Annotated in this window: 20 protein-coding genes and 2 pseudogenes; 5 read left to right on the plus strand and 17 right to left on the minus strand. The window is 42.5% G+C overall.

Annotated features, from left to right (window positions below; genetic code table 11):
- Window positions 1–280: 280 nt before the first annotated feature.
- From ACFG4S_RS21950 to ACFG4S_RS21965, 4 genes are all read right to left on the minus strand, one after another.
- On the minus strand, window positions 281–913 hold the full coding sequence (locus ACFG4S_RS21950; protein WP_392531117.1) for a Uma2 family endonuclease: 633 nt from the start codon (window positions 911–913) through the stop codon (window positions 281–283).
- A 338-nt stretch (window positions 914–1,251) separates the two neighbouring features.
- On the minus strand, window positions 1,252–1,647 hold the full coding sequence (locus tag ACFG4S_RS21955) for a type II toxin-antitoxin system HigA family antitoxin (protein WP_392531118.1): 396 nt from the start codon (window positions 1,645–1,647) through the stop codon (window positions 1,252–1,254).
- A complete protein-coding gene (locus tag ACFG4S_RS21960) occupies window positions 1,631–1,930 on the minus strand; it encodes a type II toxin-antitoxin system HigB family toxin (RefSeq protein ID WP_392531119.1) in 300 nt (99 codons plus the stop codon). The genes ACFG4S_RS21955 and ACFG4S_RS21960 overlap by 17 nt, the downstream gene beginning before the upstream one ends.
- Window positions 1,931–2,102: 172 nt before the next feature.
- Window positions 2,103–2,465: a hypothetical protein gene (locus ACFG4S_RS21965; RefSeq protein WP_392531120.1), complete on the minus strand. Its 363-nt coding sequence runs from the start codon at window positions 2,463–2,465 to the stop codon at window positions 2,103–2,105.
- 163 nt (window positions 2,466–2,628) lie between these two features.
- On the opposite strand from ACFG4S_RS21965, the gene ACFG4S_RS21970 reads away from it, so the two are divergent.
- Window positions 2,629–2,868 (plus strand): hypothetical protein, encoded by a 240-nt coding sequence (locus tag ACFG4S_RS21970; RefSeq protein WP_392531121.1) that lies wholly within the window; start codon window positions 2,629–2,631, stop codon window positions 2,866–2,868.
- Between the two features lie 263 nt (window positions 2,869–3,131).
- Here the strand turns inward: ACFG4S_RS21970 and ACFG4S_RS21975 are convergent, their stop codons facing one another.
- From ACFG4S_RS21975 to petH, 7 genes and pseudogenes are all read right to left on the minus strand, one after another.
- Window positions 3,132–3,407 (minus strand): hypothetical protein, encoded by a 276-nt coding sequence (locus ACFG4S_RS21975; RefSeq protein ID WP_392531122.1) that lies wholly within the window; start codon window positions 3,405–3,407, stop codon window positions 3,132–3,134.
- A 318-nt stretch (window positions 3,408–3,725) separates the two neighbouring features.
- Entirely contained in the window at window positions 3,726–4,145 is a 420-nt protein-coding gene (locus ACFG4S_RS21980) for a type II toxin-antitoxin system VapC family toxin (protein ID WP_392531123.1), read from the minus strand.
- Entirely contained in the window at window positions 4,142–4,396 is a 255-nt protein-coding gene (locus ACFG4S_RS21985) for an Arc family DNA-binding protein (RefSeq protein ID WP_392531124.1), read from the minus strand. The genes ACFG4S_RS21980 and ACFG4S_RS21985 overlap by 4 nt, the downstream gene beginning before the upstream one ends.
- A 108-nt stretch (window positions 4,397–4,504) precedes the next feature.
- Window positions 4,505–5,269 (minus strand): Uma2 family endonuclease, encoded by a 765-nt coding sequence (locus ACFG4S_RS21990; protein WP_392531125.1) that lies wholly within the window; start codon window positions 5,267–5,269, stop codon window positions 4,505–4,507.
- A 73-nt stretch (window positions 5,270–5,342) separates the two neighbouring features.
- Window positions 5,343–6,099: pseudogene (locus tag ACFG4S_RS21995) on the minus strand (Uma2 family endonuclease).
- A 134-nt stretch (window positions 6,100–6,233) separates the two neighbouring features.
- Window positions 6,234–7,547 (minus strand): homoserine dehydrogenase, encoded by a 1,314-nt coding sequence (locus ACFG4S_RS22000; RefSeq protein WP_392536053.1) that lies wholly within the window; start codon window positions 7,545–7,547, stop codon window positions 6,234–6,236.
- 252 nt (window positions 7,548–7,799) lie between these two features.
- Window positions 7,800–9,113 (minus strand): ferredoxin--NADP reductase, encoded by a 1,314-nt coding sequence (gene petH, locus ACFG4S_RS22005; protein WP_392531126.1) that lies wholly within the window; start codon window positions 9,111–9,113, stop codon window positions 7,800–7,802.
- 1,290 nt (window positions 9,114–10,403) lie between these two features.
- Between petH and ACFG4S_RS22010 the strand changes: the two genes are divergently transcribed.
- Window positions 10,404–11,408 carry a phosphoribulokinase gene (locus ACFG4S_RS22010; RefSeq protein ID WP_392531127.1) on the plus strand — a complete coding sequence of 335 codons (1,005 nt, stop codon included), beginning with the start codon at window positions 10,404–10,406 and terminating at the stop codon, window positions 11,406–11,408.
- 603 nt (window positions 11,409–12,011) lie between these two features.
- The gene (metK, locus tag ACFG4S_RS22015; RefSeq protein WP_392531128.1) at window positions 12,012–13,286 is read left to right on the plus strand and encodes a methionine adenosyltransferase; all 1,275 of its coding nucleotides are present in this window, start codon (window positions 12,012–12,014) and stop codon (window positions 13,284–13,286) included.
- A 93-nt stretch (window positions 13,287–13,379) separates the two neighbouring features.
- Here the strand turns inward: metK and ACFG4S_RS22020 are convergent, their stop codons facing one another.
- From ACFG4S_RS22020 to ACFG4S_RS22030, 3 genes are all read right to left on the minus strand, one after another.
- Window positions 13,380–14,783: a family 2B encapsulin nanocompartment shell protein gene (locus ACFG4S_RS22020; protein ID WP_392536054.1), complete on the minus strand. Its 1,404-nt coding sequence runs from the start codon at window positions 14,781–14,783 to the stop codon at window positions 13,380–13,382.
- Window positions 14,784–14,937: 154 nt separating this feature from the next.
- On the minus strand, window positions 14,938–16,341 hold the full coding sequence (locus tag ACFG4S_RS22025) for a family 2B encapsulin nanocompartment shell protein (protein WP_392531129.1): 1,404 nt from the start codon (window positions 16,339–16,341) through the stop codon (window positions 14,938–14,940).
- A gap of 118 nt (window positions 16,342–16,459) precedes the next feature.
- The gene (locus ACFG4S_RS22030) at window positions 16,460–18,691 is read right to left on the minus strand and encodes a family 2 encapsulin nanocompartment cargo protein terpene cyclase (protein WP_392531130.1); all 2,232 of its coding nucleotides are present in this window, start codon (window positions 18,689–18,691) and stop codon (window positions 16,460–16,462) included.
- Window positions 18,692–18,737: 46 nt separating this feature from the next.
- Between ACFG4S_RS22030 and ACFG4S_RS22035 the strand changes: the two genes are divergently transcribed.
- Entirely contained in the window at window positions 18,738–18,905 is a 168-nt protein-coding gene (locus ACFG4S_RS22035) for a hypothetical protein (protein ID WP_392531131.1), read from the plus strand.
- An 875-nt stretch (window positions 18,906–19,780) separates the two neighbouring features.
- Here the strand turns inward: ACFG4S_RS22035 and ACFG4S_RS22040 are convergent.
- Both ACFG4S_RS22040 and ACFG4S_RS22045 read right to left on the minus strand, forming a co-directional pair.
- Window positions 19,781–20,236, minus strand: coding sequence for a pentapeptide repeat-containing protein (locus ACFG4S_RS22040; RefSeq protein ID WP_392531132.1), 456 nt, complete (start codon window positions 20,234–20,236; stop codon window positions 19,781–19,783).
- Between the two features lie 313 nt (window positions 20,237–20,549).
- The gene (locus ACFG4S_RS22045) at window positions 20,550–21,413 is read right to left on the minus strand and encodes an alpha/beta fold hydrolase (RefSeq protein ID WP_392531133.1); all 864 of its coding nucleotides are present in this window, start codon (window positions 21,411–21,413) and stop codon (window positions 20,550–20,552) included.
- Between the two features lie 327 nt (window positions 21,414–21,740).
- Between ACFG4S_RS22045 and ACFG4S_RS22050 the strand changes: the two are divergent.
- A pseudogene (locus ACFG4S_RS22050) lies at window positions 21,741–21,959 on the plus strand (family 10 glycosylhydrolase); the annotation flags it as partial.
- Window positions 21,960–22,009: 50 nt separating this feature from the next.
- On the opposite strand, the gene ACFG4S_RS22055 reads toward ACFG4S_RS22050, so the two are convergent.
- Window positions 22,010–23,326, minus strand: coding sequence for a hypothetical protein (locus ACFG4S_RS22055; RefSeq protein ID WP_392531134.1), 1,317 nt, complete (start codon window positions 23,324–23,326; stop codon window positions 22,010–22,012).
- Window positions 23,327–23,513 lie beyond the last annotated feature (187 nt).

Here is a 23,513-nt window from a genome sequence, read left to right on the forward strand (position 1 = left end):
TCAATGCCCAGCGATGTATAACGACAAGCCGCAGCATCTCTACGCTATATTTCTTTAAAATTCAAGTGATCGCTAGCTAAATATTCTCCACCCATAAAAGATTAATTGCGTAACTACTGGTTTTAAGAGCGTTGTTATAGAAGATAAGCTAGGTAAATAAACTGATATCTACGTTAAAATAGTCCGCCAACGCTTTTGCTTGAGTTTTACTAATAGTGCGATAATGATTGCGATTGCTAGGCTCCACTTCGTTACGATCGCCATGACATATCGTAGTTAACTATGCTAATTTTTCTCTAACCCAAATACGAAAAGATTTCAACAAAGCAACCTCACCCATGCTTTGACTTTGCTGAATAAATCTACTCATCTCATTCACTGAAATCAGAGGAAAAACGATGCTAAATTTACACTCAACATATTGCCCTGCTTGCAACTGATAAAATTTTAAATTTTGCCCATCATATCGCCAAAGTTCATTTATAGCTAACGCTGCGTAAATATTAAATTTATTAATTGAACTATTAGTAATATCAATCTCAATTGCTAAATCAGGTGGTGGATCTGTTTCTAAATTTAGACTTTTCTTCTCTCTAACTTTTGGTTCATTTTGTATATAATAGCAGTTATCTGGCTCTATCCCTTTTCTTGCTAATTTGCGCTTCAATGTTGTAGAACCAGCACTTTTAATTTCTTTTCCTATTTCTTCAGTCAAAGCAAATATCAAGCGGTCAAATTGAATTTTGGGATTTTCGTGTTCAAAAAGTGGTGTCATGATTTCTAAAGTACCGCCATCATAAGCAAACCGAGAGTCTCTATCCTCGCCTGTGTCTTTTAGTAAGGCTTCAAAGGTTTCCCAGCTAATGTTATGTAGTACTGTTCTTTGTTCTGCCGGTATTGACTGGACTAGCATATTAAAATACTTCTTTCATGACAATATTAGAGGATGTTTGAAAAGTGGTTGATTGTGATTTTAATCACCCCCCTTAATCCCCCCTTGTAAAGGGGGGGGAACCGGAAAATTCAAAACCTCTTAGATAAAATTCCTAAAATCTTACCTATATTATTAAGATAATATTCACTTAAGTCAATTTCCACCACTTGTCTCTTCATCTTCCAAAACTTCCAGTTATAGCAAGGGACTCTTGACTGGGAACCAGGGAAAAAACCTTTTTGTGTCTAGGTTTTATCATCTGTTAATGTCCTAACCATCAAGGCTTGTGCTATAAAAGCGTTGTTATGGAAGATAAGCTAAGTAAATAAATTGATATCTACATTAAAATAGTCCGCCAACGTTTCTGCTTGAGTTTTACTAATGGTGCCACCATTAACAATTTGCAAGACAATTTCCAATGAACCAATTACCTCAGCTAATGCTTCGGTTGTAGTATCGCGTGCGTCCATTAGATGTACTAACATCGAATTGGGTGTACCTTGGAGAATTGGGTAATGGGTTTCTTCAAACTGCTCAATTAAAGTCACCAACAGTTGCAACAGCATTTCTTCTTCTGGTGTACGATTGGGACGATGTTCTAAGGTTAATGCGAGTGCGATCGCTTGTTCGTTTTCTGCATCCGTGGTAATGATTTTTGGCTGATACTCGGCTAGCAATTTACCATAAGATTCTGGATTAAAAGTACGGGTCATTTTTCCATTTATCCTTATCATATTCAGCGTGAGTCAGGACATATTTAATATAGATTCTTTGAGTTTCGTAAACAATATCAGCAATCAAACGGTAATTGTTTCCTTTAATATTAAACACAGTGAAGTTACTAACTGCTTCTGCTTTTGGATAAATAGCCTGAACTTCAAGCAGATTTTTCCATTCAGCTTTAGTTGCTATCTTATACCAATCATAAAGTGCTTCCCTTGCATCTGTATGTGCTTCACAAAATTCTCGTAGAATTCTGCGACTAATAACGTGCATTTAAATTTACTCTGATTACGATTCTTAAATTTTCTCTCAAATCCAGGGTTTTATAAAGCTTAGCGATCGCTATTTATAAATGTTATCTTTTTTCTATTGGTTCGCCACCTAACCAAGAATCTCCCGATTTGAATTCGGGAGAGTGTCAAAAAACCCAAATGTATTGTCTTTATCAAATAACAACTTCTTGCTTAGGCTTCCGTACTGGACGCTTGCGTTCGCTGCGACGAACGCCCCCTGCCATTTTGTACTCATCACTATTTTTGCCATACTTTGCAGCTACGCTGACTAACGCATGTTCCGTTAGTTCCATCAGCGACTTTTCAGCTAATTCTAAAGCTCCCTGAGTTAGATCGACGGTGGAGAGGCTGGAGTTATAAGCTTCCAACTTGTCTTGTGTTTTTTTGATGGCAGTGGCAAAGGTGTCAATAGTAACTCCATTACCTAAATCTAAGGTGGGACTAATCGATTTCAAAGCGGCAATACGACGCTGTGCCCTATCAAGTACTTTAGACCCACGTTTGGGACGTGACATAAATAACTTTCCTTTTTTTAATCATCCACTAGGATATAAACTGACTTCTATCCTTGTCTTTACACCATTAGGATAAACAAAATCGGGGCAATTAACACCCGCAAAATTCAGTATTATTTAAAATAATTAATACAAATTAAATTATATTGTTCCCGTAAATATATTGATATTTAGCCGAATTCAAGAAACAACTGCCCGAATTCAACAAACAACTGCCCGAATTCAACAAACAACTGCCCGAATTCAACAAACAACCGCCCGAATTCAACAAACAATCGCCCGAATTCAAGAAACAACTGCCCGAATTCAACAAACAACCGCCCAAATTCGATATCGCGTTTCTTGTTTAATTGCAATATCGAATTTAATTTTGGCGAAGCTTGGTGCAATACTTCTCGGTTAAGCATTTTTAACTCGGAATCGGGTTTGGGGAAAAGGGTAAAGGGTAAGGGTTAAAGGTTTTTTCTTTCCCTTTTCCCTTTACCCTTTTCCCTTTTCCCTTTACCCTTTTCCCTTTACCCTTTCCCCTTTTCCCCTTAACCGAGAAGTATTGAAGCTTGGTGCGCCTTTATCTGGCTTTGCTCATGAAGATTCCTTGCAATCGCCTTGATTACTCATAGTTTATCTATGTAAAAATATTTAGAAAATATATTTATAAGTATAAAATTATACTATATTATCAGGATAGAAGAAAGGCGATCGCCCTCGCGCAAGAGTCTGCGATCGCCTTCTTTTAACCTCAAAATCGGAGTCACCAAAATCAGAGTCAAATATTATCATTGCACAATCAAAAAAGTTCGCCAAATCACAACCAGCCCAGTTTCTTTGCACACAAAGCGGTGAGATACCTCCTTTCCATTCATCTTTCCAAGACTCATCACCCAGAAGAGAACAGATTAAACATTTATTAATTGGTTGACCCAAAGCTGTTATGGGCACCATTCACTTGTTGCATGTTTTGGGCTATGCAAATGTAGGTGATTGGAGTCCACTACCAATACTTTTCGGGTTTTGGGGGAAAGGGGAAAGGGAAAGGGTTTGAATTTCCCTTTCCCCATTACCCTTTAACCTTTCCCCAGACCAAAAGAGAGATTATTGGGTTTAATTGAAAAGTATTGAGTCCACTACTACCAACAGATAATCCCAATGAAGTCATGAGTATTTTAACCCGTCAGATTTTGACGCAATAATTCATACTGGGGTGCCCTTTGCACCCCTATATAAACCTTGAAATTCCTGTAAAGCTCAGGCGATCGCTATCTAAATATTCTCCACCCAGAGAAGATTACTTGCATAGCTACTGGTTTGAAGAGCATTATAAAGTTTTTCATCTGCTGTCACCATTTGGCATTGTTGGGTAATGGCAAGAGCTAAGTATAAACTGTCATACACTGCGCGATCTATCTGAATGGCAATATCTAAAGCAAGTGGCATCAATGGCTGAGATAAGTATAATTCTAGAGGAACTGTATTCAAATCTGTTAATGTTTGTCTGGCATTTTCAGCAGTGTCTTCACCGCGACGCACTCGTTTCCACAAGACGTTTCCTACTTCTGCAAAGAAAAAATCTGGAACTAAGAAAGTATGGTTACTTCCTATTAAACGCCTAGCTGCATGAGAGTAGACTTCGGGGATGAACCACTTGATGGCAATGCTAGCATCTAAAACATACTGACTCACCGTTCTCTGTCCTCGCGGATAAGTTCAGTACTATCACTGAAAATTTTTCCTGTATATCTCACTTGAGAGCGTGTTACAGCTTCTCTGACTTTTTCTATGTCGCCGCCAGTGTGGTAGTGTGTCGCTTTTTCAGCCGCTTGTTGTAGGATCTGCCTTAATTCCTCTTGCAAAGATCTACCGTGCTGTTTTGCAAGAGTTTCTAGCTTTTCCAGAATCACAGGATCTAAATTTTCAACTAAAATTTGAGCCATATTCTTAGAGTGATTTTTGGCCTTGCTTATATTTGCAATTTTAAGGTAGTTTAGCAAGCGATGTCTGAAGACAAGCGCTACTGATCTGGGGATCTTTCATCCAAAAACTTAGACTTCTGGTTCAACGCCGAGCGATCGCAATTGGGCAATAAGGCGATCGGCTCTTTGTCTTTCCTGTTCAGCTCGTTGGGATTCTCGTTCAGCGCGTTGGGATTCCTGTTCGGCTCTTTCATCGCCACTCAACAACAAATTACCCTGTAAATCCCACCAACGCAACCAGGGCAATTGGGCATTTTGATAAACTCCTTGCCATAAACCTAACTCAACTCCCAAAGGAATAATCGGATAATGTCCGCGTTCATTTGCTGTTAATAATTGATATTTTCCACCAATTAATTCATAAACTTCTATACTGGCTTTATTCACTTCATAAATGCCATAATAAGCCGGATGAATTACTTGCTCATAAATCCAGAATTTCCCCTTCCAAGGGGTTTTATCTCGTTCTTCACTACCATCCCCAGAGACAAATTCCAAGGCAATTAATGGGGCAATAAATTCTCGCCACAGTACATAAGACCTCCGCGTTTGTCCATCGAGTAAAGGTGGTACATTTGGGACATAAAACCAATCTGGTGCTTCTGCGCCTTTCTCTAGGGGGTCTGTCAACCGCCAGTAAATACCTAAATCCTGACCGATACAATATTCACCTTCAGGATGTAATTGTTTGAGAACGGGTGTAATTGAGTCAGTCAGTAAAATGCTTTGGGGATGCTCTTGCCAATTTTTCACGAAAGTACCATCCGACTCTGGTAGCTGTGTATGGTCGGGGAAAGGAGTCAGGGCGGTGGATGGGTCGGTTGCAGAGGTCATAAGACTACCTTTGCAGGAATAAGGGTTGTTTTTTAGTTTAGCTTGCCATGAGGCTAAGGCTGCTAAGACTTTCTCAAGCTTCTGGTTCAATGCCGAGCGATCGCAATTGAGCAGTTAAGCGATCGGCTCTTTGGCTTTCCTGTTCAGCCCTTTGACTTTCTAGTTCTGCCCTTTGACTTTCCTGTTCGGCTCTTTCCTCGCCACTTAACAACAAATTACCTTGCAAATCCCACCAGCGCAACCAGGGTAATTCCGCATTCTGATAAACTCCCTGCCAAATGCCTAACTCAACTCCCAAAGGGGCAATAGTATAATGTCTCCGTTCATTTGCTTAAAAGTTGATATTCTCCTTCAATCAAGTGATAAAGTTCCACACTGGCTTTATTCACTTCATAAATGCCGTAGAAGGGAGGACGAATCACCTGCTCATAAATCCAAAATTTCCCCTGCCAAGGAGTTTTATCTCGCTCCTCACTACCATCTCCAGAGACAAATTCTAATACAATCAACGGAGCAATGTGTTCTTGCCAAAGCACATAAGAGCGGCGCATTTGCCCATTTAGTGTGGGCGGCACATTCGGTACATAAAACCAATCGGGAGCTTCTGCACCTCGTTCTGGTGGATCAGTGATGCGCCAATAGATGCCACTGTCTTGACCTATGCAATATTGCCCATCAGAATGACGTTTTTGCAATACTGGTTTAATGGAATCGGTTAAAAGAATGCTTTGAGGATGTTCTTGGAAGTTTTTGACGAAAGTACCATCAGACTCTGGTAGCTGAGTGTGGTCTGGAAGTGTAATGCTAGTAGCTGGATTAGTTGCAGTCATAGGGCTACCCTCGCGTTTGGCGTGAGGTTTGTTATTTAGTCTACCAAGCGTAGGCAGAAAGAGAAATCTGAAAAAAACTAAGTATTCTAGCCTGTGGGAACATCTGACGCTGAGCGATCGCTAAAGCATTAATTTCAAAGTACACGCAGTAAACTGGGAATGCTTTCGATCGCTTCAAAATCCCGAATCTCTGCCAAAGCTTGCCGAAAGTTGCCTTCTGGCACATCATGGGTAACAACCACAATCTCTGCAAGTTCCCCTTGAAAGCCAGTTTGTACAATTGACTCTAAGCTCACGCCATAGTTACCAAAGCAAGTACCCAATTTACCGATAACTCCAGGTTGGTCATTCGTGAGGAAACGCGTGTAAAACCGAGTTATCAACTCTGACATCGGCGCAATTTGGGAATATTCCTGATGTCCACAAGCTAATAAGGGATTTGCAACTGCTGTATTGCTTTTGATGACAGCAACTAAATTCAAAATATCTGATGTCACAGCGCTGGCGGTTGCACCAGCACCAGCACCAGGACCAAAAAACATTACCTGGCCGATGGGTTCTCCTTCCACAAGAATGGCATTATAAACACCGTTGATGCTAGCCAAAGGGTGGGCTTTCGGTACTAAAGTCGGATGAACTCTCACCGACAGAGGAGACAGGTGAAATGTCCCCGCGTTCTCTTCTGTGGGTGTAATTCTTTTGGCGATCGCTAATAATTTAATCACAAATCCCAATTTTTCGGCGTAGGCAATATCTGTCTTGCTGACTTGCCGAATCCCCTCAGTATAAACATCTTTCAGGTTGATCCGTCCACCGAAGCCCAATGATGCGAGGATGGCAATTTTATCGGCTGCATCTAAGCCATCGACATCAGCTGTGGGGTCAGCCTCAGCATAACCCAGACGTTGGGCATCAGCTAAAACATCGTCGAAGTTGCTGCCTTCAGTTTGCATCCGGGTCAGGATGTAGTTAGTTGTACCGTTAACAATACCAGTTACAGTATGAATGCGGTTAACACTTAAAGACTGTTTTAGGGGTTGAATCACCGGAATTCCACCACCCACAGCAGCTTCTAACATGACGTATACACCCGCTTGATTGGCAGTTGTGAAAATTTCTGCGCTAAAACGGGCGATCGCGGCTTTATTGGCGGTGACTACATGCTTACCATTGCTTAAGGCTGTGAGGATTAGCGATCGCGCCGGCTCCAGTCCACCCATAACTTCGACAACTATATCTACTGCTGGATCGTTGACAATCGACTCTAAATCTGTAGTTAAAACTTCCGTAGATAATTCTACTGCACGGGGTTTATCAAGCGATCGCACTCCCACTCGATATATTTCTATCTCTTGCAGCAATGGGTGACGCCCAGCACTATCTTGCAACAACTGCACCGTACCTGTCCCCACAGTGCCTAATCCCAGTATTCCTAATTTCACACCCACAATTTTTGCACCCAATTTATTTTTAAGTGCTGAGTGCTGAGTGCTGAGTGCTGAGTAGTAAGAAGTACTTAATACTTGACGACTCAGAACTGAGAACTCTTTCCTCAGCTATTTACAATATTCATAACAAAACAATTGTAGGGTAGGCATTGCCTACCCTACTACTTCATAACTTAGAACTAAAAACTCAGCACTCAGGAAGTTTCTACTTCATAACTTAGAACTAAAAACTTAGAACTAAAAACTCAGCACTTAATAAGTTTCTACATGCCAGCGACCAGCTTTCTTGAGTTGCTTCTGGTAATCACTCCAGGTTACACCTTCCTTAGCAGCAGCAGCAGTTAAGGCTGCATCAATACCTTCTTCCATACCTCGCAAACCGCAGATGTAGGTGTGGGTTTTTTCATTTTTAATCAATTGCCACAATTCATCTGCGTGTTCCGCTACCCGGTCTTGGATGTACATTCTACCGCCTTGGGGATTTTTCTGTTCCCGACTTATGGCAGCAGTGAGGCGGAAGTTATCAGGATATTTTTGTTGAATTTCTTCCAGTTCTTCCTTATATAAAAGGTTTGGAGTTGTTGGTACACCAAATATTAGCCAAGAAAATCCTTTAAATTGGTATTCTGGGTTAGCTGCTCTTTCAGCATCTTTAAACTGACGCCACAGATAAGCCCGCATCGGCGCAATACCTGTTCCGGTTGCCATCATAATGACATTAGCATCGGGGTCTTGGGGTAACAACATTTCCTTACCCACTGGCCCGGTAATTTTCACATCTTCCCCAGGCTTGAGGAAACATAAGTGCGTAGAGCAAACACCGTAGACAGTTTCGCCACTTTCTGGATGCTTGTACTCTAACTGGCGGACACACAGTGATACTGTTTTATCATCGACATCATCGCCATGACGAGTTGAAGCAATGGAATATAGTCTGAGTTTTTCGGGTTTACCGTTCTTGTCCAATCCTGGGGGAATAATTCCAATACTTTGACCTTCTATGTACTTCAAATCACTGCCAGATAGGTCAAATTTCAGGTGTTGAACAATCCCAATTCCACCTTCTTTAACTAAGGGTTCATTAGATATTACCTTGCCAATAAACGGAGCATTGGGACGGTAAGTGTTAACAGGAACGTCACCGTGGTCTTTTTTGGCTTTCGCTTGAGTCATGGTGTTGCCTTTCTTGTCTTTGTTCTGTTCTTCAGCACTATGAGCATTTACAGGTGTGGCTTTACCATTCCCTTCACTGTTAGCAGTTTCCCCAGATGTAGCTAACTCGCTGACTTCGCTTGTAGCATTCCCAAATGAGGCTTTACCATTAACTGGCTGTAGCCCAGTTACAGGCTGGATGCTAACAATTGTGCCGCCTAGACGAGTGATACGTCGCATTTCTTGATTCATGCGGTTGTAAGGCACTCTGATGAACACACTGCCACTTTTACGAATTGGGTAGTTCGTTTGATCGGTTTCTTCGCTCTGACGCAGACCTACCACTTCGTAGAGGAAGACGCGGCTACCTAATTCTGTGTTGGCAGCACTCTCAACAGCACCTTGATTGTACATTCGTTCTAGCACTCCGATATTTACTTAACCGTTTTTCAAAAAAACTATTCCCATCCCATGTCAGCTTTAGTTTACCGGATTTTTGTTTCACAAAACTGACAATGAAGGAAAAACGGCATTATGAATTAATGCCTTGCTAAGTACACTCACCGAAGACATGCAGGCATAGTAAAAAACACACCTGTTCACCTTCTAAGGTAAAGGATAAATCTTTTGGAGAATGTTAATAATGAATCAATTTAATCTTTTCTTCGTTAACTAACACCGATACTTTTTTGCTAACTTTCGTCAATCAATTTTGGATTTTAGATTTCCTATTTTAGATTCACCCCGGTCAAAAGAAGACGAGGCTTGCTTGATTGCTAAGCGTTAGAAACTCAGACGCTCGTTCCTCGCTAACGCTCTCTTACTGAGCGTCTTTGGAATTGGTTCTACCCACAAGGGGCGTTATCTTAACAGGATTTTAGTCCGGGATTAACCAAAAAACAATCCAAAATCTAAAATTGCAAATCTAAAAATACATAATGCTGTACTAGACAGCAAAAGAGGTATCAAATTTACCAATCTCCCGAAATATTCTTAGCTATATTTATTACCTGCTCATGTCTAATTACATGACTAGGAAAACTCTAGTTATAAACATAACGCAAGAAAGAACCTCGATTTAAGCAACTATAATCAGTTTTACTTGATGTGAAAAATCTGTCAACCTCTATCACTAGCTTGACATAACACCGACACTCCTATTTGAGCATATCCATAAATTTACACCCAAGAATTTTATTAATGCAAGTTAAGGAGTCATTCCTTGGATAGATTTTCGTCGGAAATATATTGAGGGTGAGGGGTGGTTAAAATTTAGGAACCTGAAAAAGCCTCCTCCAAAGAAATATTATACCATTAAAACTCGAACAATAGAGTTACAAGTAGGAGACTCAGAGCGATGCAACACTTATGGATACTAGCGATCCCTCTTTTAAAATTAACAACTGAATCATGAAAATCATGGGTAAACCAGACGAATTCTTCTTGAGGGCAAATCTTGTATGGGATACCCCATTCTGTTAAAATCAAATATACCACTAGGATTAAATACTTACCGGCACCAAGATTCAGGCTAGTCTGACAAGTCACAACTTATTACTTTTTTAGTTTGTTGTTTACTTGTTTGATGTCTTATAGCTGTGCTGGGTAGCAAGAACGCAGGATAAACCAAAGCGGTAAACTCCTGGCTTCAAAATCTGCTGTGTGAAAAATTATTGACACAACTTTAGTATTTAGAGGAGATTTATGACAACTAAGCCGGAACGCGTGGTATTGATTGGAGTAGCCGGAGACTCTGGTTGCGGTAAATCTACGTTTTTGCGTCGTTTGATAGATTTGTTTGGTGAAGATTTAATGACAGTCATCTGCTTGGATGATTATCATTCCCTGGATCGGAAACAGCGCAAAGAGACGGGGATAACGGCACTAGACCCCAGGGCGAATAATTTTGACCTGATGTATGAGCAAATTAAAGCGCTCAAAAGTGGTCAAGGGATTGATAAGCCGATTTACAACCACGAAACTGGCTTGATCGATCCGCCAGAGCGGGTGGAGCCGAATCATATTATAGTGGTTGAAGGGCTGCATCCTTTATATGATGAGCGGGTGCGATCGCTAATCGACTTCAGTGTTTATTTCGACATTAGCGATGAAGTCAAAATTGCTTGGAAAATCCAGCGAGATATGGCTGAACGCGGTCATCGCTACGAAGACGTTTTAGCGCAAATTAATTCTCGTAAACCTGATTTTGAAAAGTTTATTGAACCACAAAGAGAATTTGCTGATGTGGTTCTCCAGGTATTACCCACAAACTTAATCAAAAACGATACCGAACGCAGAGTCTTAAGGGTACGTATGCTCCAGCGGGAAGGCAAAGAAGGCTTTGATCCAACCTACCTGTTTGACGAGGGGTCAACAATTAATTGGACTCCCTGTGGACGCAAACTGACCTGCTCGTACCCCGGTATGCAACTCTACTACGGTTCAGATGTTTACTACGGCCGCTATGTCTCAGTGCTAGAGGTAGATGGTCAATTTGACAACTTGGAAGAAGTAATTTATATCGAAACTCATCTCAGCAATACATCCACTAAATATCAGGGTGAATTGACTCATTTATTACTCCAGCACCGCGAGTACCCCGGTTCCAATAATGGTACTGGTTTTTTCCAAGTGTTGACCGGTTTAAAAATGCGTGCTGCTTATGAGCTGCTGACAGCGGAGGAAGCAAAGTTAGCAGTTCAGGTTTAAAGCAGCAGTGTTTGTGTCAAAGCTAGCAGGGGCACTTTTCGGAGTGCCTTGCTTTTTTGTATGCTTAAAAACATTAAAAATAGAAAATAATTATCGTAAATTCTAATTGTAGAAGTCAGTAAGTGAGCTACTGTGGTGAATAGTTTCACCGACATTAAGGAGACACTGTGTTGGGCGGGTTTCCCGACTGGGAGCAACAGCTGTCAAGTGGCGAACCCGAAGAGCAGGAAGCAGTTCCTATAAAAAAAACAAGTTTCAAAAGCCTTGGATGATAGAATGACTGGGGACTGGGGACTGGGATTTTTACTAAGCACAGGCTAAACGCCCCGCTATACATGTACAGCAGTCAACACTTTCAAGTCAGAATTCTAGAAGGTAAAAACTACTCAACAAGGTGATTTCACTGGTTGGCAATTTTACGTTTAATAATGCCTATCTACTTATCTTCCTTACATTATAGTTAACTGTAATTAATAGTTTTGATCGATCTTAAGAAGATACTAACGACTCAAGTATAAATATTGTTATCATTTCATAAATTAGGTAGTTGACCTAAATACCTAGATTGAGTCAGCGAAAATACTCTTAAAGGAGGAATTACCTTTGTCTCGTCGATATTTATTTACCTCCGAGTCAGTTACCGAAGGTCATCCAGATAAAATCTGCGATCAGATTTCTGATACAATTCTGGATGCCTTACTGACACAAGACCCTAGCAGCCGTGTTGCTGCTGAAGTAGTAGTTAATACTGGCTTAGTATTAATCACAGGTGAAATTACTACTAAAGCCAATGTAAATTTCGTCAATCTCGCTCGCAAGAAAATTGCCGAAATTGGTTATACCAATGCTGATAACGGCTTTTCTGCTAACAGCACCAGCGTTTTGCTAGCTTTAGACGAACAATCACCTGATATTGCCCAAGGCGTAAACGCCGCCCACGAAACCCGCCAGCAAGATAGTGATGAACTATTTGACAAAATTGGCGCAGGCGACCAAGGTATCATGTTTGGCTTTGCTAGCAACGAAACACCAGAATTGATGCCCTTACCCATCAGTCTGGCTCACCGCATTGCTCGTCGATTGGCAGCAGTTCGCAAAACAGGTGAATTGTCATACCTCCGTCCTGATGGTAAAACCCAAGTAACTGTGGTTTACGAAGATGGACGCCCCGTAGGAATTGATACCATCTTGATTTCCACCCAGCATACAGCCAGTATTGGGGAAATCACAGATGAGGCAGCGGTACAAGCCAAGATTAAACAAGACCTGTGGTCAGCAGTCGTTGAACCTGTTTTTGGCGACATTGACGTTAAGCCTAATGAAGAGACACGCTTCTTAGTCAATCCCACCGGTAAATTTGTCGTTGGTGGTCCTCAAGGAGATTCTGGTCTGACAGGACGGAAAATAATCGTTGATACCTACGGTGGTTATTCTCGACATGGTGGTGGTGCTTTTTCTGGCAAAGACCCCACGAAAGTAGATCGTTCTGCGGCTTATGCGGCTCGTTATGTAGCGAAAAATATTGTTGCTGCTGGCTTAGCAGAAAAAGTTGAAATCCAACTGTCCTACGCTATCGGTGTAGCGCGACCAACCAGCATCTTAGTTGATACCTTTGGTACTGGCAAAGTGGATGAAGAAACCTTACTGGAATTAATCAACAAGCATTTTGAACTACGTCCAGCAGGTATTATCCATACTTTCAACTTACGCAACTTACCAAGTGAACGAGGCGGACGTTTTTATCAGGACGTCGCGGCTTACGGTCATTTTGGACGGGCTGATTTAGACTTGCCTTGGGAACAGACCGATAAAGCCGAATTGTTGAAGCAAGCGGCAAACGAGTCGCTTTCGACAGCAGTTGCTCAGGCGTTAAGTTAAACTGATAGGCTATAACAAAAAATTAGCTTGTTTTTCTGAGGGTATTGTCACAAGTTGGCAATACCCTCATTTATATTATATGTGGTCAAGCTTTTAGCGCCCGATTTCAACATCTTCTAGGACGCCGAGTGCGTCGGGGACGAGGACAGCTGCGGAGTAGTAAGCGGTGACGAGGTAGGAGATAATGGCCTTTTCACTGATGCCCATGAATCGGACGGATAGACTCGGTTGGTATTCGTCCGGGATACCAGTTTGATGTAGGCCAATTACGCCCTGATCTTTCTCACCAGTGCGGAGTACCAGGATAGAACTAGTCTGGTTCTTGGTAATTGGAATCTTGTTACAGGGAAAAATCGGTACATTGCGCCACGTGATTATTTTGCTCCCGTCCATGTCGATGGTGTCTGGATATATACCTCGACGGTTGCATTGGCGGCCGAAGGCTGCAATAGTGCGGGGATGAGCCAGGAAGAACCTCGACTTCCGCCGACGGGTGACTAATTCATCGAGATCATCGGGAGTGGGGGGACCGCTGCGGGTGTAGATGCGCTGTTTCAGGTCGGCGTTGTGCAACAATCCAAATTCGCGGTTGTTAACTAACTCATATTCTTGACGCTCCCGCAATGCCTCAATCGCCAGGCGCAGTTGTTCGTCCGTCTGATTGTACGGTTGATTGTAGAGATCCGCAACGCGAGTACTTACTCGCAACCTAGTCTGAGCAATGCTTAACTGATATTCGCGGGGTGAGAGTTCGTAGTCAACAAATGTTCCTGGTAACGTCGTTTCTCTGCTATGACTGGTTGACAAAGCGATCGCAGCTTCCCCATACTTGTTTTGTGGAAGTTCTGCGCGAGTCCGAAATTGCTCAACTTGAGCCTGCAACGCTTGCGACTGGTTGAGCAGTTCCCGAAATGCCTGTTGTGGTAGCGCTAATACTGTGCATCGGGTCACAGCTTGGACTGTGAACTTCCAATTGCTTTCTGACTCCACTAACAGATCGCCAAAATAATCACCGTCAGCTAGCATATCCAATAGAGGCTGCTCGTCATACTTGCCAATACCAATCTTGTTCGCTTTGCCATGTGCGATCAAAAAAAGCTGATTGGCTGGCTGACCTGACTGGACTATGATATCACCAGGCGCGAACTCCTGCTGAACAAAGCGACTTGCCAATGCCCTTAGCACCTCAATGTCGTCAAACCCTCGCAGCAAGGGCAATTCACCAAGTTCCTGGGGAATCACCTGTACCTCGGCTCCGGTGTTGGAGAAACTTAACCGCCCATCACCGACGGTATAGGTCAACCGACGGTTCAGCCGATAAGTGCCACCCTTCGTCTGCACCCAAGGCAACATCTTCAACAACCACCGCGAGGTAATTTCCTGCGTCTGCGGTGCAGATTTGGTGGTCGTGGACAAATTACGCGCAGCATCTTTACTCAAACTCAGTTGAGGTTGTCCACTCTCAACATTTAAATTTGATTCAATAAAATCTGTCATCACCCCATCCTCTAGTTACTAATAAAAGTGCCATTCAGTGCTGAGTGCTGAGTTCAAAGTGCTGAGTTCAAAGACCGCCCACTTTCTTGCAGGGTATCAACAGTCAGCCCTAATTTTTACTCACTCAGCACTCAGCACTCAGCACTCCTGATATTTAGCGCCCGATTTCGACATCTTCGAGGATGCCAAGTGCGTCAGGAGTGAGGACGGCTGCGGAGTAGTAGGCGGTGACGAGGTAGGAAATGATTGCCTTTTCGCTGATACCCATGAATCGAACAGATAAGCTGGGTTGGTATTCATCGGGAATACCAGTTTGATGTAAGCCGATTACCCCTTGTTTTTCTACACCGGTGCGGAGCAAAAGGATAGAACTGGTGCGGTTATTGCTGATGGGAATTTTGTTGGAAGGAAAGATGGGTACGCCGCGCCAAGATGTAACCTGAACGCCGTTCACATCTACGCTTTGTGGATAAAGACCCAGGCGGTTGGCTTCACGACCAAAGGCAGCGATCGTGCGGGGGTGAGCTAGGAAGAATCCCGGCTCCTTCCATACTGTCGCCAACAGCTCGTCCAAGTCGTCGGGGGTCGGTGCGCCGCTACTGCTGTAGATACGCTGTTTGAGGTCGGCGTTGTGCAGCAACCCGAATTCGCGGTTGTTGAGTAATTCGTGTTCTTGACGTTCTCGTAATGCCTCAATAGTCAGACGCAGTTGTTCTTCTGTCTGGTTGTACGGTTCATTGTACAGATCGGCTACCCGCGTATTTACTCGCAACACTGTTTGGGCAATGCTCAACTCATATTCTCTGGGTGTGAGTTCGTAATCGGCGAAGGTTCCCGGCAACTCAGCCTCTTGGGGATGATCGGCCGCCAGTTCAATGGCAGCTTCACCTTGGGCAGTCTGTGGCTGGTTCAGGCGGGTGCGGAACTGTTCAACATGGGTTCCTAACTCCTCAGACTGAGCGATCGCTCTTTCAAACGCCTCTTGGGGTAGCGACAAAACGATGGTTCTGGTAATCGCCTTGAGGGTGTACTGCCAAGTATCCTCGGACTGCACCACAGTTTCATCGCCGAAATGGTCGCCGTCAGCTAGCACATCGAACACGATCTGCTCCCCATACTTGCCAACACCAATTTTGTTGACCTTACCACGAGCAATCAGAATCACGCGATCGGCAGACTGGCCAAGTTCAACGATGACATCATCTGGAGCATACTCCTGCTGAACAAACTGGTTTGCCAATCCAGTCAACACCTCAACGTTGTTAAATCCTCGCAACAAGGGCAACTCAGTAAGTTCGAGGGGAATAACCTGCACTGTTGCTCCAGTGTTGGTGAAACTTACTCGTCCATCACCTACGGAATAACTCAACCGACGGTTGACTCGATAGGCGCCACCTTTGGTCTGCACCCACGGCAAAAGCTTCAATAACCACCGAGATGTAATTTCCTGGGTCTGCGGTGCAGATTTGGTCGTTGTCGCCAAATTACGCGCCGCTGCTGTACTCAAGGTTAACTGAGGCTGCTGATCTTCCAAATTGGGATCGTTAGAATATGTCACAACTTAATCCTCCACTTTTTAGTTACTAAAAAAACCGATCTGATGCGATCGCATATTGACCTAGAACCAACTCTCTTCACCGACAAAAAAATCTGACTTTATTGACCGAGTAATGAGCTTAAACTCTCCTGACCGATCCAATACGCCGAGCTGAAGTACCCAGCCCTCTAGGACCGCTGAGTAGCCGCCCTGCTAAAGAATTACGCAATTCAAATTCTTTATAGCGATCTACCGTTACATGCCACTTGAGGACGCCGCACATCCACTGCTCTAGTTTCTTGACGTATCCAAGCAGTTTCTCGCGGGTACTTGCATCCAGGTCGAAATCATCGAACAGAACTGGTAGTTCGGTGGCGACGATGAGTTGAAACTGGAGCGCCCTAGATGTCATCAGGTTATTAACAACTTCAACAGCCTGTGGTAAACCGCAGTTGAGGAAATTCTGAACAACCAGCACACAGTTATGGATTTCGCCCTCAAATTCGATTTCTTTCTGATAGGAGAAGATATCGTTAGTTAAACAGGCGTAGTCGGCGGCTGAATTATCTAGCGATCGCATTGTTCGGGTGCGGTAAATCTCCTGGGGGATCTCGTCGCCCTGAGCTAGTCGGGATAGGCTCATGGTCAGATCCGAGCCAAAGGTCTTACGGCGCATCTCCACATAATCTATCGGGTCGGGAATTCGATTTTGAATCTGGTTGGCGAGTTCCCACACCCAGCTGTCAGTCATATCCTGGATTGCACGGCGGAACTCACGTCGGGCATTTGCGGACATCGGGCCAGCTGTGCGAGACCAAATATCTGCCAAGCCCGCTTCCACCGGATTAGTCGGAACCTCGCTGGGGGTAGAATCATCCAGAGGCATAAACGCTGACATTCGGGCATTGAACACTTTCGCACCAGCCATGTTGCGGTTATTCCCGTAGAGCGCGGGGAAGTAATCGTCAGCATAGGTTCCCCAAACAAGCCAGCACGCTGTCAGATTCAGCTCTGGACCAGACCCATTCGGATGAATCAATGCACCGCATAGGGCTACGTCGGCAACATCAAACTTATGGTCATCCCAGATGACGGCATCAGGAATCCCAGGTAGTGACTCTAACATCCCCATTTGGCGCGCCCATTCCTTGGAATGCTTGCGCGCGGCATCCAGATGGGGATTCAAACTTGTAGTGAAGGGCATGTAAAACTTCGGTAGTGTTACTGGTCCCACAGGCTGGTATGGAACGTGAGTAAAACTCTTGAACCTTCCTAACCCCAACGCAGCGTATAACGATCCAATGCGAGCAGCCGAAGTGCCTAGCCCTGTTGGTATCCCTAGTAGGGATGTTGAAGAATTATCTCCTCCCTTGTTCATGTAGCGGCTCGATCGCATGTGCCACTCATGACCACCCGATTGCCAGTCCTGAAGTCCTTTGATGTAAAGGAGAACATTCACACGAGCCACTGGATCTAGTCCGTACTCCTCGAAAAGGGAGGGTAACTCAGTGACAGCAGTGTTATCGAACTGCTGTAACCGCGAGGTCAGCAGTTCGTTGGTGAGGTTGGCTGCCTCCTGGGTACTCACATTCAGGAAACGCTCTAAGACCAACACACAGTTAGCATTCTCGCCTTCATCCTCGACTTCTCTCTGATAGGAGAATAGGTCATTGCGTAGATGCACTCCATCGGCAAATGTATCTTTTAGTACACGCATTGGCCGAGTCGAGGCAATATCAGCCGGAATCTCTATAAACACGGCGTGTTCGACGAGATCTGCTGACCAGGGAGCGCCACCAACCTTGCGGCGCATCTCTATGTATTCAATGGGGTTAGCGACCCGATCCTGGCTGATATTGGAGAGTTCCCACAGAGACTCTTCGAGGAGATTCTTGGTACTCTCGAAGAAGCGAAGCCGCCAGTCTACGGATTTGGTAAATGCAGTGCGAGACCACAGGTCAGCTAAACCGCGCTCCACTGGATTGGTAGGTACTGGGGGTGTCTCGGTCGGATAGATTGGCATAAACGTCGGTAGTCTGGCGAGGTACTCCTTCGCCCCGGCCATATCTTGGGTGCGCTTATAAATTTCCAGAAAGTGATCGTCGAAGAAGAACACCCAAACATACCAGTCGGTCACTAAGTCAAGCTCCGTACCTGGCGCATCTGGATGGGTATAGGAACAAAGCAAGGCGTAGTCGTGGGCATCGAATGTACGCTCGTCCCAGATAAGGGACTTTTCTGCTTCCTCTTCTGACCCAAGTATCCCCATTTGGTAAGCCCACGCTTTGGAATGCACTCGCGCTGCTTCTAGGTTTGGGTTCAGCCGCGCCGGCCAAGGCATGTAAAATTCTGGCAGTTCAAAGGGTTGCATGATCTGCGCGTAACGTCCTCTGAGGTCTTTTTGCTGTCTTTATTTAGTGGCTGAGATTAGCATCGTTGCAGTTGCTGAATATCCTCATCAACCTAGTGGCCTATCAAGGCAACTTTCCGGAGTTTCAAATTCTCCGCGTCCCGGTGTCTCCGCATCTTTGTGTCAGTTTCAACTCGCAAATTTTGGTTTATTTGTGGTGGCTCGTGTCAAGTAATAATACAGGATGCTCCTGAATTAAAATAACGAGCTAAGCTGTTACGCATTTAATTTGTACATTTACCTTCAACAGTCAACAGTCAACAGTCAACTACCATCAAGAGTGTTTATATACTTTAGACGCGCATCAGCTTATGTACGTTTGATTTGAAGTTTCTATATCGAAAGACACGGGATATAAAAGGGACTGTAAATTGGGTAACAAGCTCCAAAATGATGGAAGTGGTTTTGAGAAAGAACATATTTATTTTGCAATTCTCCAGTACCCAGTACAAAAGGAGCATAACAAAGCTAGCTTCAGGAAGTATAGTGAGGAGATACCACTTTGATTTGATGGTAGTCTCTGACATTCATTCTGAGGCTTTGCGATCGCTAATGCTATAGGCTACGAACAGTAAACAAGCTGTTTAAGTCATTATTGATTTCCGATGCTAGCAGATGAATTTTTACGGATTCATTGTGTTCTCATAATCTTTCATAGTTACAAAAAAAAAGCAATCCCTAGACTCAAGCGATTAAGTCAACTGTTGAGTAATTAATTGAAGAATAATAAGACAGTTAAGACAGTTAAACAGTTAAGCAGATAATTAAATCAAAATATTGAAGACAGTTAAGACAGTTAAGACAGTTAAGCAGATTAATAAAAATATTTAAGACACTTATTAAACAATAATTACTAATTGTAAATCTATTTTTCATAAAAAATTCCTCTACCTCGATGGTGATGAAGTCACTACAAGGCAGAGGTTTTATTTCTCTTAATATTTTTTTCAGGGCAGATATAAGGAAAATGCTTGGAAACAACTAGTTTTTTTGATGAAAATCAGCCAAAACTTATGTTGTGTTTATTTCAACCTGCCTACTTAGTTAAGGCTATTTCCAATCGGGAATTTCCGCATCTTCTCCACCAATACCGATTCCAGTGTTAAATATTTGAGCATCAGTGAGATTGAGATCGTTCATTGATGCTTTATACACATTAGAATCGTGGATTGTAGCGCCAGTAAAATTTACTCCGTTGAGATTTGCTTGTTTCATATTTACATTGGTGACATAGGCTGATGTTAAGTTAGCACCTGCCAAGTTAGCACCAGTTAAGTCAGCACCTTCAAGGTTTGCCTCTACAAGGTTGGCTCCTTGAAGTTTCGAGCCTCTTAAATCAGCACCAATTAAATGAGCGCCCCTGAGGTTAGCTCCTGATAAATCGCACTGGATACATTGCCCAGTTGAAAGCAGTTTTTGTAAGTCCTGCGGATTCTCAGCTCTAACTGAGCTAATGAAAAAGAGGGGAGTTGCCAAGGCTGTGGCCACTAATAGCTGAAGTTTCATAAATTTCCCCCTTGATAATCAAGTTTGCGTCCGTTCTTTACCTCACATCTCTATTATCTCACCAAACTTCTTAAGGTTACAGATTGACCTAAGAAGCTTATTGTGATAAAGAGACAAGTAGGGCAGGAATACAAAAAATGCGATTTATTCTAATTTTTGACTATTTTGACGCAATAAACCCAGAAAAATTGTCCCTGTTAAATTAGTATTAAATCTTCTTAAAAGCCTAGTCCACTTGGTAGAGTTTGGCTAAATTAATGAGTATTAATACTTGCAAAATTAACCCTTTAGTTTAGTAACATATATTGTTAGTCTAAGTCCTGAGAAATTCTCTCATATACTGATTCACTAACTTTGGCTGTTCTTGCTGCACCCAATGACCACAATTAGGAATATATTTGATTTGAAAGTCTCTAACATAGGTTGCAGTCTCGTAGGTTAGTTCCTTACCAAGTGCGGTGTCATTTTCTCCCCAAATCATCAGTGTTGGCACTTCGAGAATGCCCCAATTTGAATTTAATATTCTCTGTGGAAAAATATTGCGGTAATAGTTTAACATTGCTGTGAGGGCACCACGTTTTGCCGCAGCATCTTTATAAGCGTCAATATCCGCTTGAGTGAAAGCACTCTTATTAACTGCTGTACCTTGAAAAATTATTGCAATTGCTTGGTAGTCTAAAGATTGTAAAAGTAATTCTGGTATCCACGGTAGTTGAAAAATAAATATGTAATAACTACGCAGCAATTGTTGGGGAGTGCGTAAGCCTTGGGCAAATTTGGCAGGATGAGGCAGATTAAGGATAATTAATCGCTCTACCATTTCCGGGTGAGCGTAGGCAAAATTCCAAGCGATCGCACCTCCCCAATCATGTGCAACTAAAACACATTTTTGGTATCCTAATTCTTTAATCACTCCTGCAACATCTTTGACAAATTCATCTATAACATAAGCTGATTGCTCTGTTGGCTTATCACTATCGTTGTAGCCACGCAAATCAAGAGCAACAACTTTAAAATGTTGGGCGAATTCTGGTATTTGATGCCGCCAAGAGTACCAAAATTCCGGAAACCCATGTAGCATCAACATTAAAGTGCCTTCACCTTGGGTGACGTAGTGTAATTTCACCCCATTGGTAGTTATATATTCGTGTTTAAAAGAAGGTTCTATTGTAGACATAATGAATATATTTTTGGTCTTATGAGACTAAATCATAATACTGTATTTAATCTTATTTGGATGACCCTAACATCTATTGAAAGACAGTAGTTAAAATAGCAATTTTTAGGAAAAATGTTACACAATTTACCTGAAGGCAGATGTAAATTGTGGGTATGGCAATTATGGAAACGCGTGGTATGTAGACAATAGACCTCTTGCAAAAGTCCTTCTTTTTGCGCTCTTATCTGCGCCTCTGCGCGACGCCAGTTGCTTTAAGTCGGTAGAGCCGGCCAACGCACTGGCTCCTCTACGTGAGACAAAAAAATATTTATGCAAGAGGTCTAATGGTTACAATGGCGTGCAGATATTTTGACTAACTTTTTGGCACGTCTCGACAGGAAGGTGAAAGCAGTGAATCCTAATTTATTAGTAGCCGCACCTAATATTTATGATTGGGCATTTCCAGAATATCTGCAAGACTCGACTGTATGCTTAAAGCGGGGAATAGTAATAGTTGATTTGATTCAGCCGCAGATTTATTGCCGAGACTTTAGGAGTTATCAGCTTTGCTTCTCGCCTTTGGGGAGTTTAGTAATTATTTTTTTACTGCTGCATTACTTCTTAATTAAAAAATATGCTGTAGCATAGTCAGGCAATTGGCTGATATGCTGTCCAAGTTCTTTTTGATTCTTAAAAATACCTGCCAAAAAATCGAGTTGATAAAGATTGGGTAAAAATGCTCCGCCTGTATCAGCGATAACTCCCATTTGCAGATGTTTGCGACCACCTTGAATATTTTCAATCACAATTACTCTACCTAAACCGATATTCAAAACATCTCCGGCAAAAGTCACACCTGGCTTGATGGAAATTTTCGCATCTATTTTGTATCCATAACCTTTAATGGCGTCAACTTCTCTAAAGTACCAATAACGCTTTTGTGCTGTTGGTTTTAATCCGCGAATATAAGACATTCCATTATTTCTGTCTACATTAAAAAATGCCTGATAACCATCTGTAAAATTAATCAGGATTGTTCCTTCCATCAGGGCTTCTTCTAACCCTGTTCTAGTCAGATAAGCGAGAGTTTCAACTTTGCCAAATTCTTTACCACCTGGTTCATAAATACCTGATAAAACATCCTGTTTTGTATATTTAGTATAAAATTTATCGTTATTAGAGTTGTCTTTTAGGCTATAAATTGGTGTATTGAAAGTAGAGTTTTTCTTGCGAGAACCAGTGTGAGTAAAGACTGCATATTTGGTAATTCTTAATTGTTTTTGTTGTTTATTTTTCTGGTTGTAGGCAGTCCATTTAATCACTCGAAAATTAGCATTAATAAACTTCGGGTCTTGTAACCGAGTGGCTCGACCGTTAACAATATCCTCGTTTAAGACAACAATCATGAAATCCAAAGTCTTGAGGACATCTTCGACAGTAACTCCTTGAGTAGCCAGCACTCCTGTACGAAGAATATCTGGGTCTTGTGAAGCGTAATCTTGAAAATATTTTTTAGTATTGACAAGAACACTTAATAAATCTGTTTGATTGAAGTTAACTTTACTAACTGGTAGTTGGGCGGAAGTCAAAAATTGGCTACCATCAACGCTAAATTTATATTTTTTAAACTCATCAACAACTGGATATGGTGCAGATGCTGCTAACAAATTATTTTCAGATGAAGGCGAATTTTGCTCCGCAACAAAAGGATTTTTAAATGTTGAAGTTAGTGTATGTGTAGCTTGATTTGAAGTGAAAGAAATATGTGGTTGAATTGTGGCAGAATTTTCTTGTTCGGTAAAGCTCTGATTTCGTTGGGCTAGCTGTTTAGTTTTTGACTGAGTATATAGATAACTACTGGCTAAACTGACAAGCAATAAACCAGCAAGACTTACTGCAATGCGGAATTTTTGGTTAAATAAGATATTCATAACGTGAAGAATTAATTCCTATTTTTTCTTAGTATCTTCACTTCTGTACGAGAGGCTGCACCAACGTGACGCTGCGCGTAGTTTGCTTCCCTGTCAGGGTAAAATTTGGAATTTGAATTTGGCATTTTTAACTCTTTCTATGGGTTTGCATTTCATCGCAACTAAAAACCAGCAAGTTTTGTGGCTC

The organism is Nostoc sp. C117 (assembly GCF_043099735.1).
Taxonomy (GTDB): domain Bacteria; phylum Cyanobacteriota; class Cyanobacteriia; order Cyanobacteriales; family Nostocaceae; genus Nostoc.

What these genes read in the sequence shown, in the direction of transcription:
- ACFG4S_RS21950 (WP_392531117.1), bottom strand. Translation starts at nt 913, where the DNA reads ATGCTAGTCCAGTCAATACCGGCAGAACAAAGAACAGTACTACATAAC.
- ACFG4S_RS21955 (WP_392531118.1), bottom strand. Translation starts at nt 1,647, where the DNA reads ATGACCCGTACTTTTAATCCAGAATCTTATGGTAAATTGCTAGCCGAG.
- ACFG4S_RS21960 (WP_392531119.1), bottom strand. Translation starts at nt 1,930, where the DNA reads ATGCACGTTATTAGTCGCAGAATTCTACGAGAATTTTGTGAAGCACAT.
- ACFG4S_RS21965 (WP_392531120.1), bottom strand. Translation starts at nt 2,465, where the DNA reads ATGTCACGTCCCAAACGTGGGTCTAAAGTACTTGATAGGGCACAGCGT.
- ACFG4S_RS21975 (WP_392531122.1), bottom strand. Translation starts at nt 3,407, where the DNA reads ATGGTGCCCATAACAGCTTTGGGTCAACCAATTAATAAATGTTTAATC.
- ACFG4S_RS21985 (WP_392531124.1), bottom strand. Translation starts at nt 4,396, where the DNA reads ATGGCTCAAATTTTAGTTGAAAATTTAGATCCTGTGATTCTGGAAAAG.
- ACFG4S_RS21990 (WP_392531125.1), bottom strand. Translation starts at nt 5,269, where the DNA reads ATGACCTCTGCAACCGACCCATCCACCGCCCTGACTCCTTTCCCCGAC.
- petH (WP_392531126.1), bottom strand. Translation starts at nt 9,113, where the DNA reads ATGTACAATCAAGGTGCTGTTGAGAGTGCTGCCAACACAGAATTAGGT.
- ACFG4S_RS22010 (WP_392531127.1), top strand. Translation starts at nt 10,404, where the DNA reads ATGACAACTAAGCCGGAACGCGTGGTATTGATTGGAGTAGCCGGAGAC.
- ACFG4S_RS22020 (WP_392536054.1), bottom strand. Translation starts at nt 14,783, where the DNA reads ATGACAGATTTTATTGAATCAAATTTAAATGTTGAGAGTGGACAACCT.
- ACFG4S_RS22030 (WP_392531130.1), bottom strand. Translation starts at nt 18,691, where the DNA reads ATGCAACCCTTTGAACTGCCAGAATTTTACATGCCTTGGCCGGCGCGG.
- ACFG4S_RS22040 (WP_392531132.1), bottom strand. Translation starts at nt 20,236, where the DNA reads ATGAAACTTCAGCTATTAGTGGCCACAGCCTTGGCAACTCCCCTCTTT.
- ACFG4S_RS22045 (WP_392531133.1), bottom strand. Translation starts at nt 21,413, where the DNA reads ATGTCTACAATAGAACCTTCTTTTAAACACGAATATATAACTACCAAT.
- ACFG4S_RS22055 (WP_392531134.1), bottom strand. Translation starts at nt 23,326, where the DNA reads ATGAATATCTTATTTAACCAAAAATTCCGCATTGCAGTAAGTCTTGCT.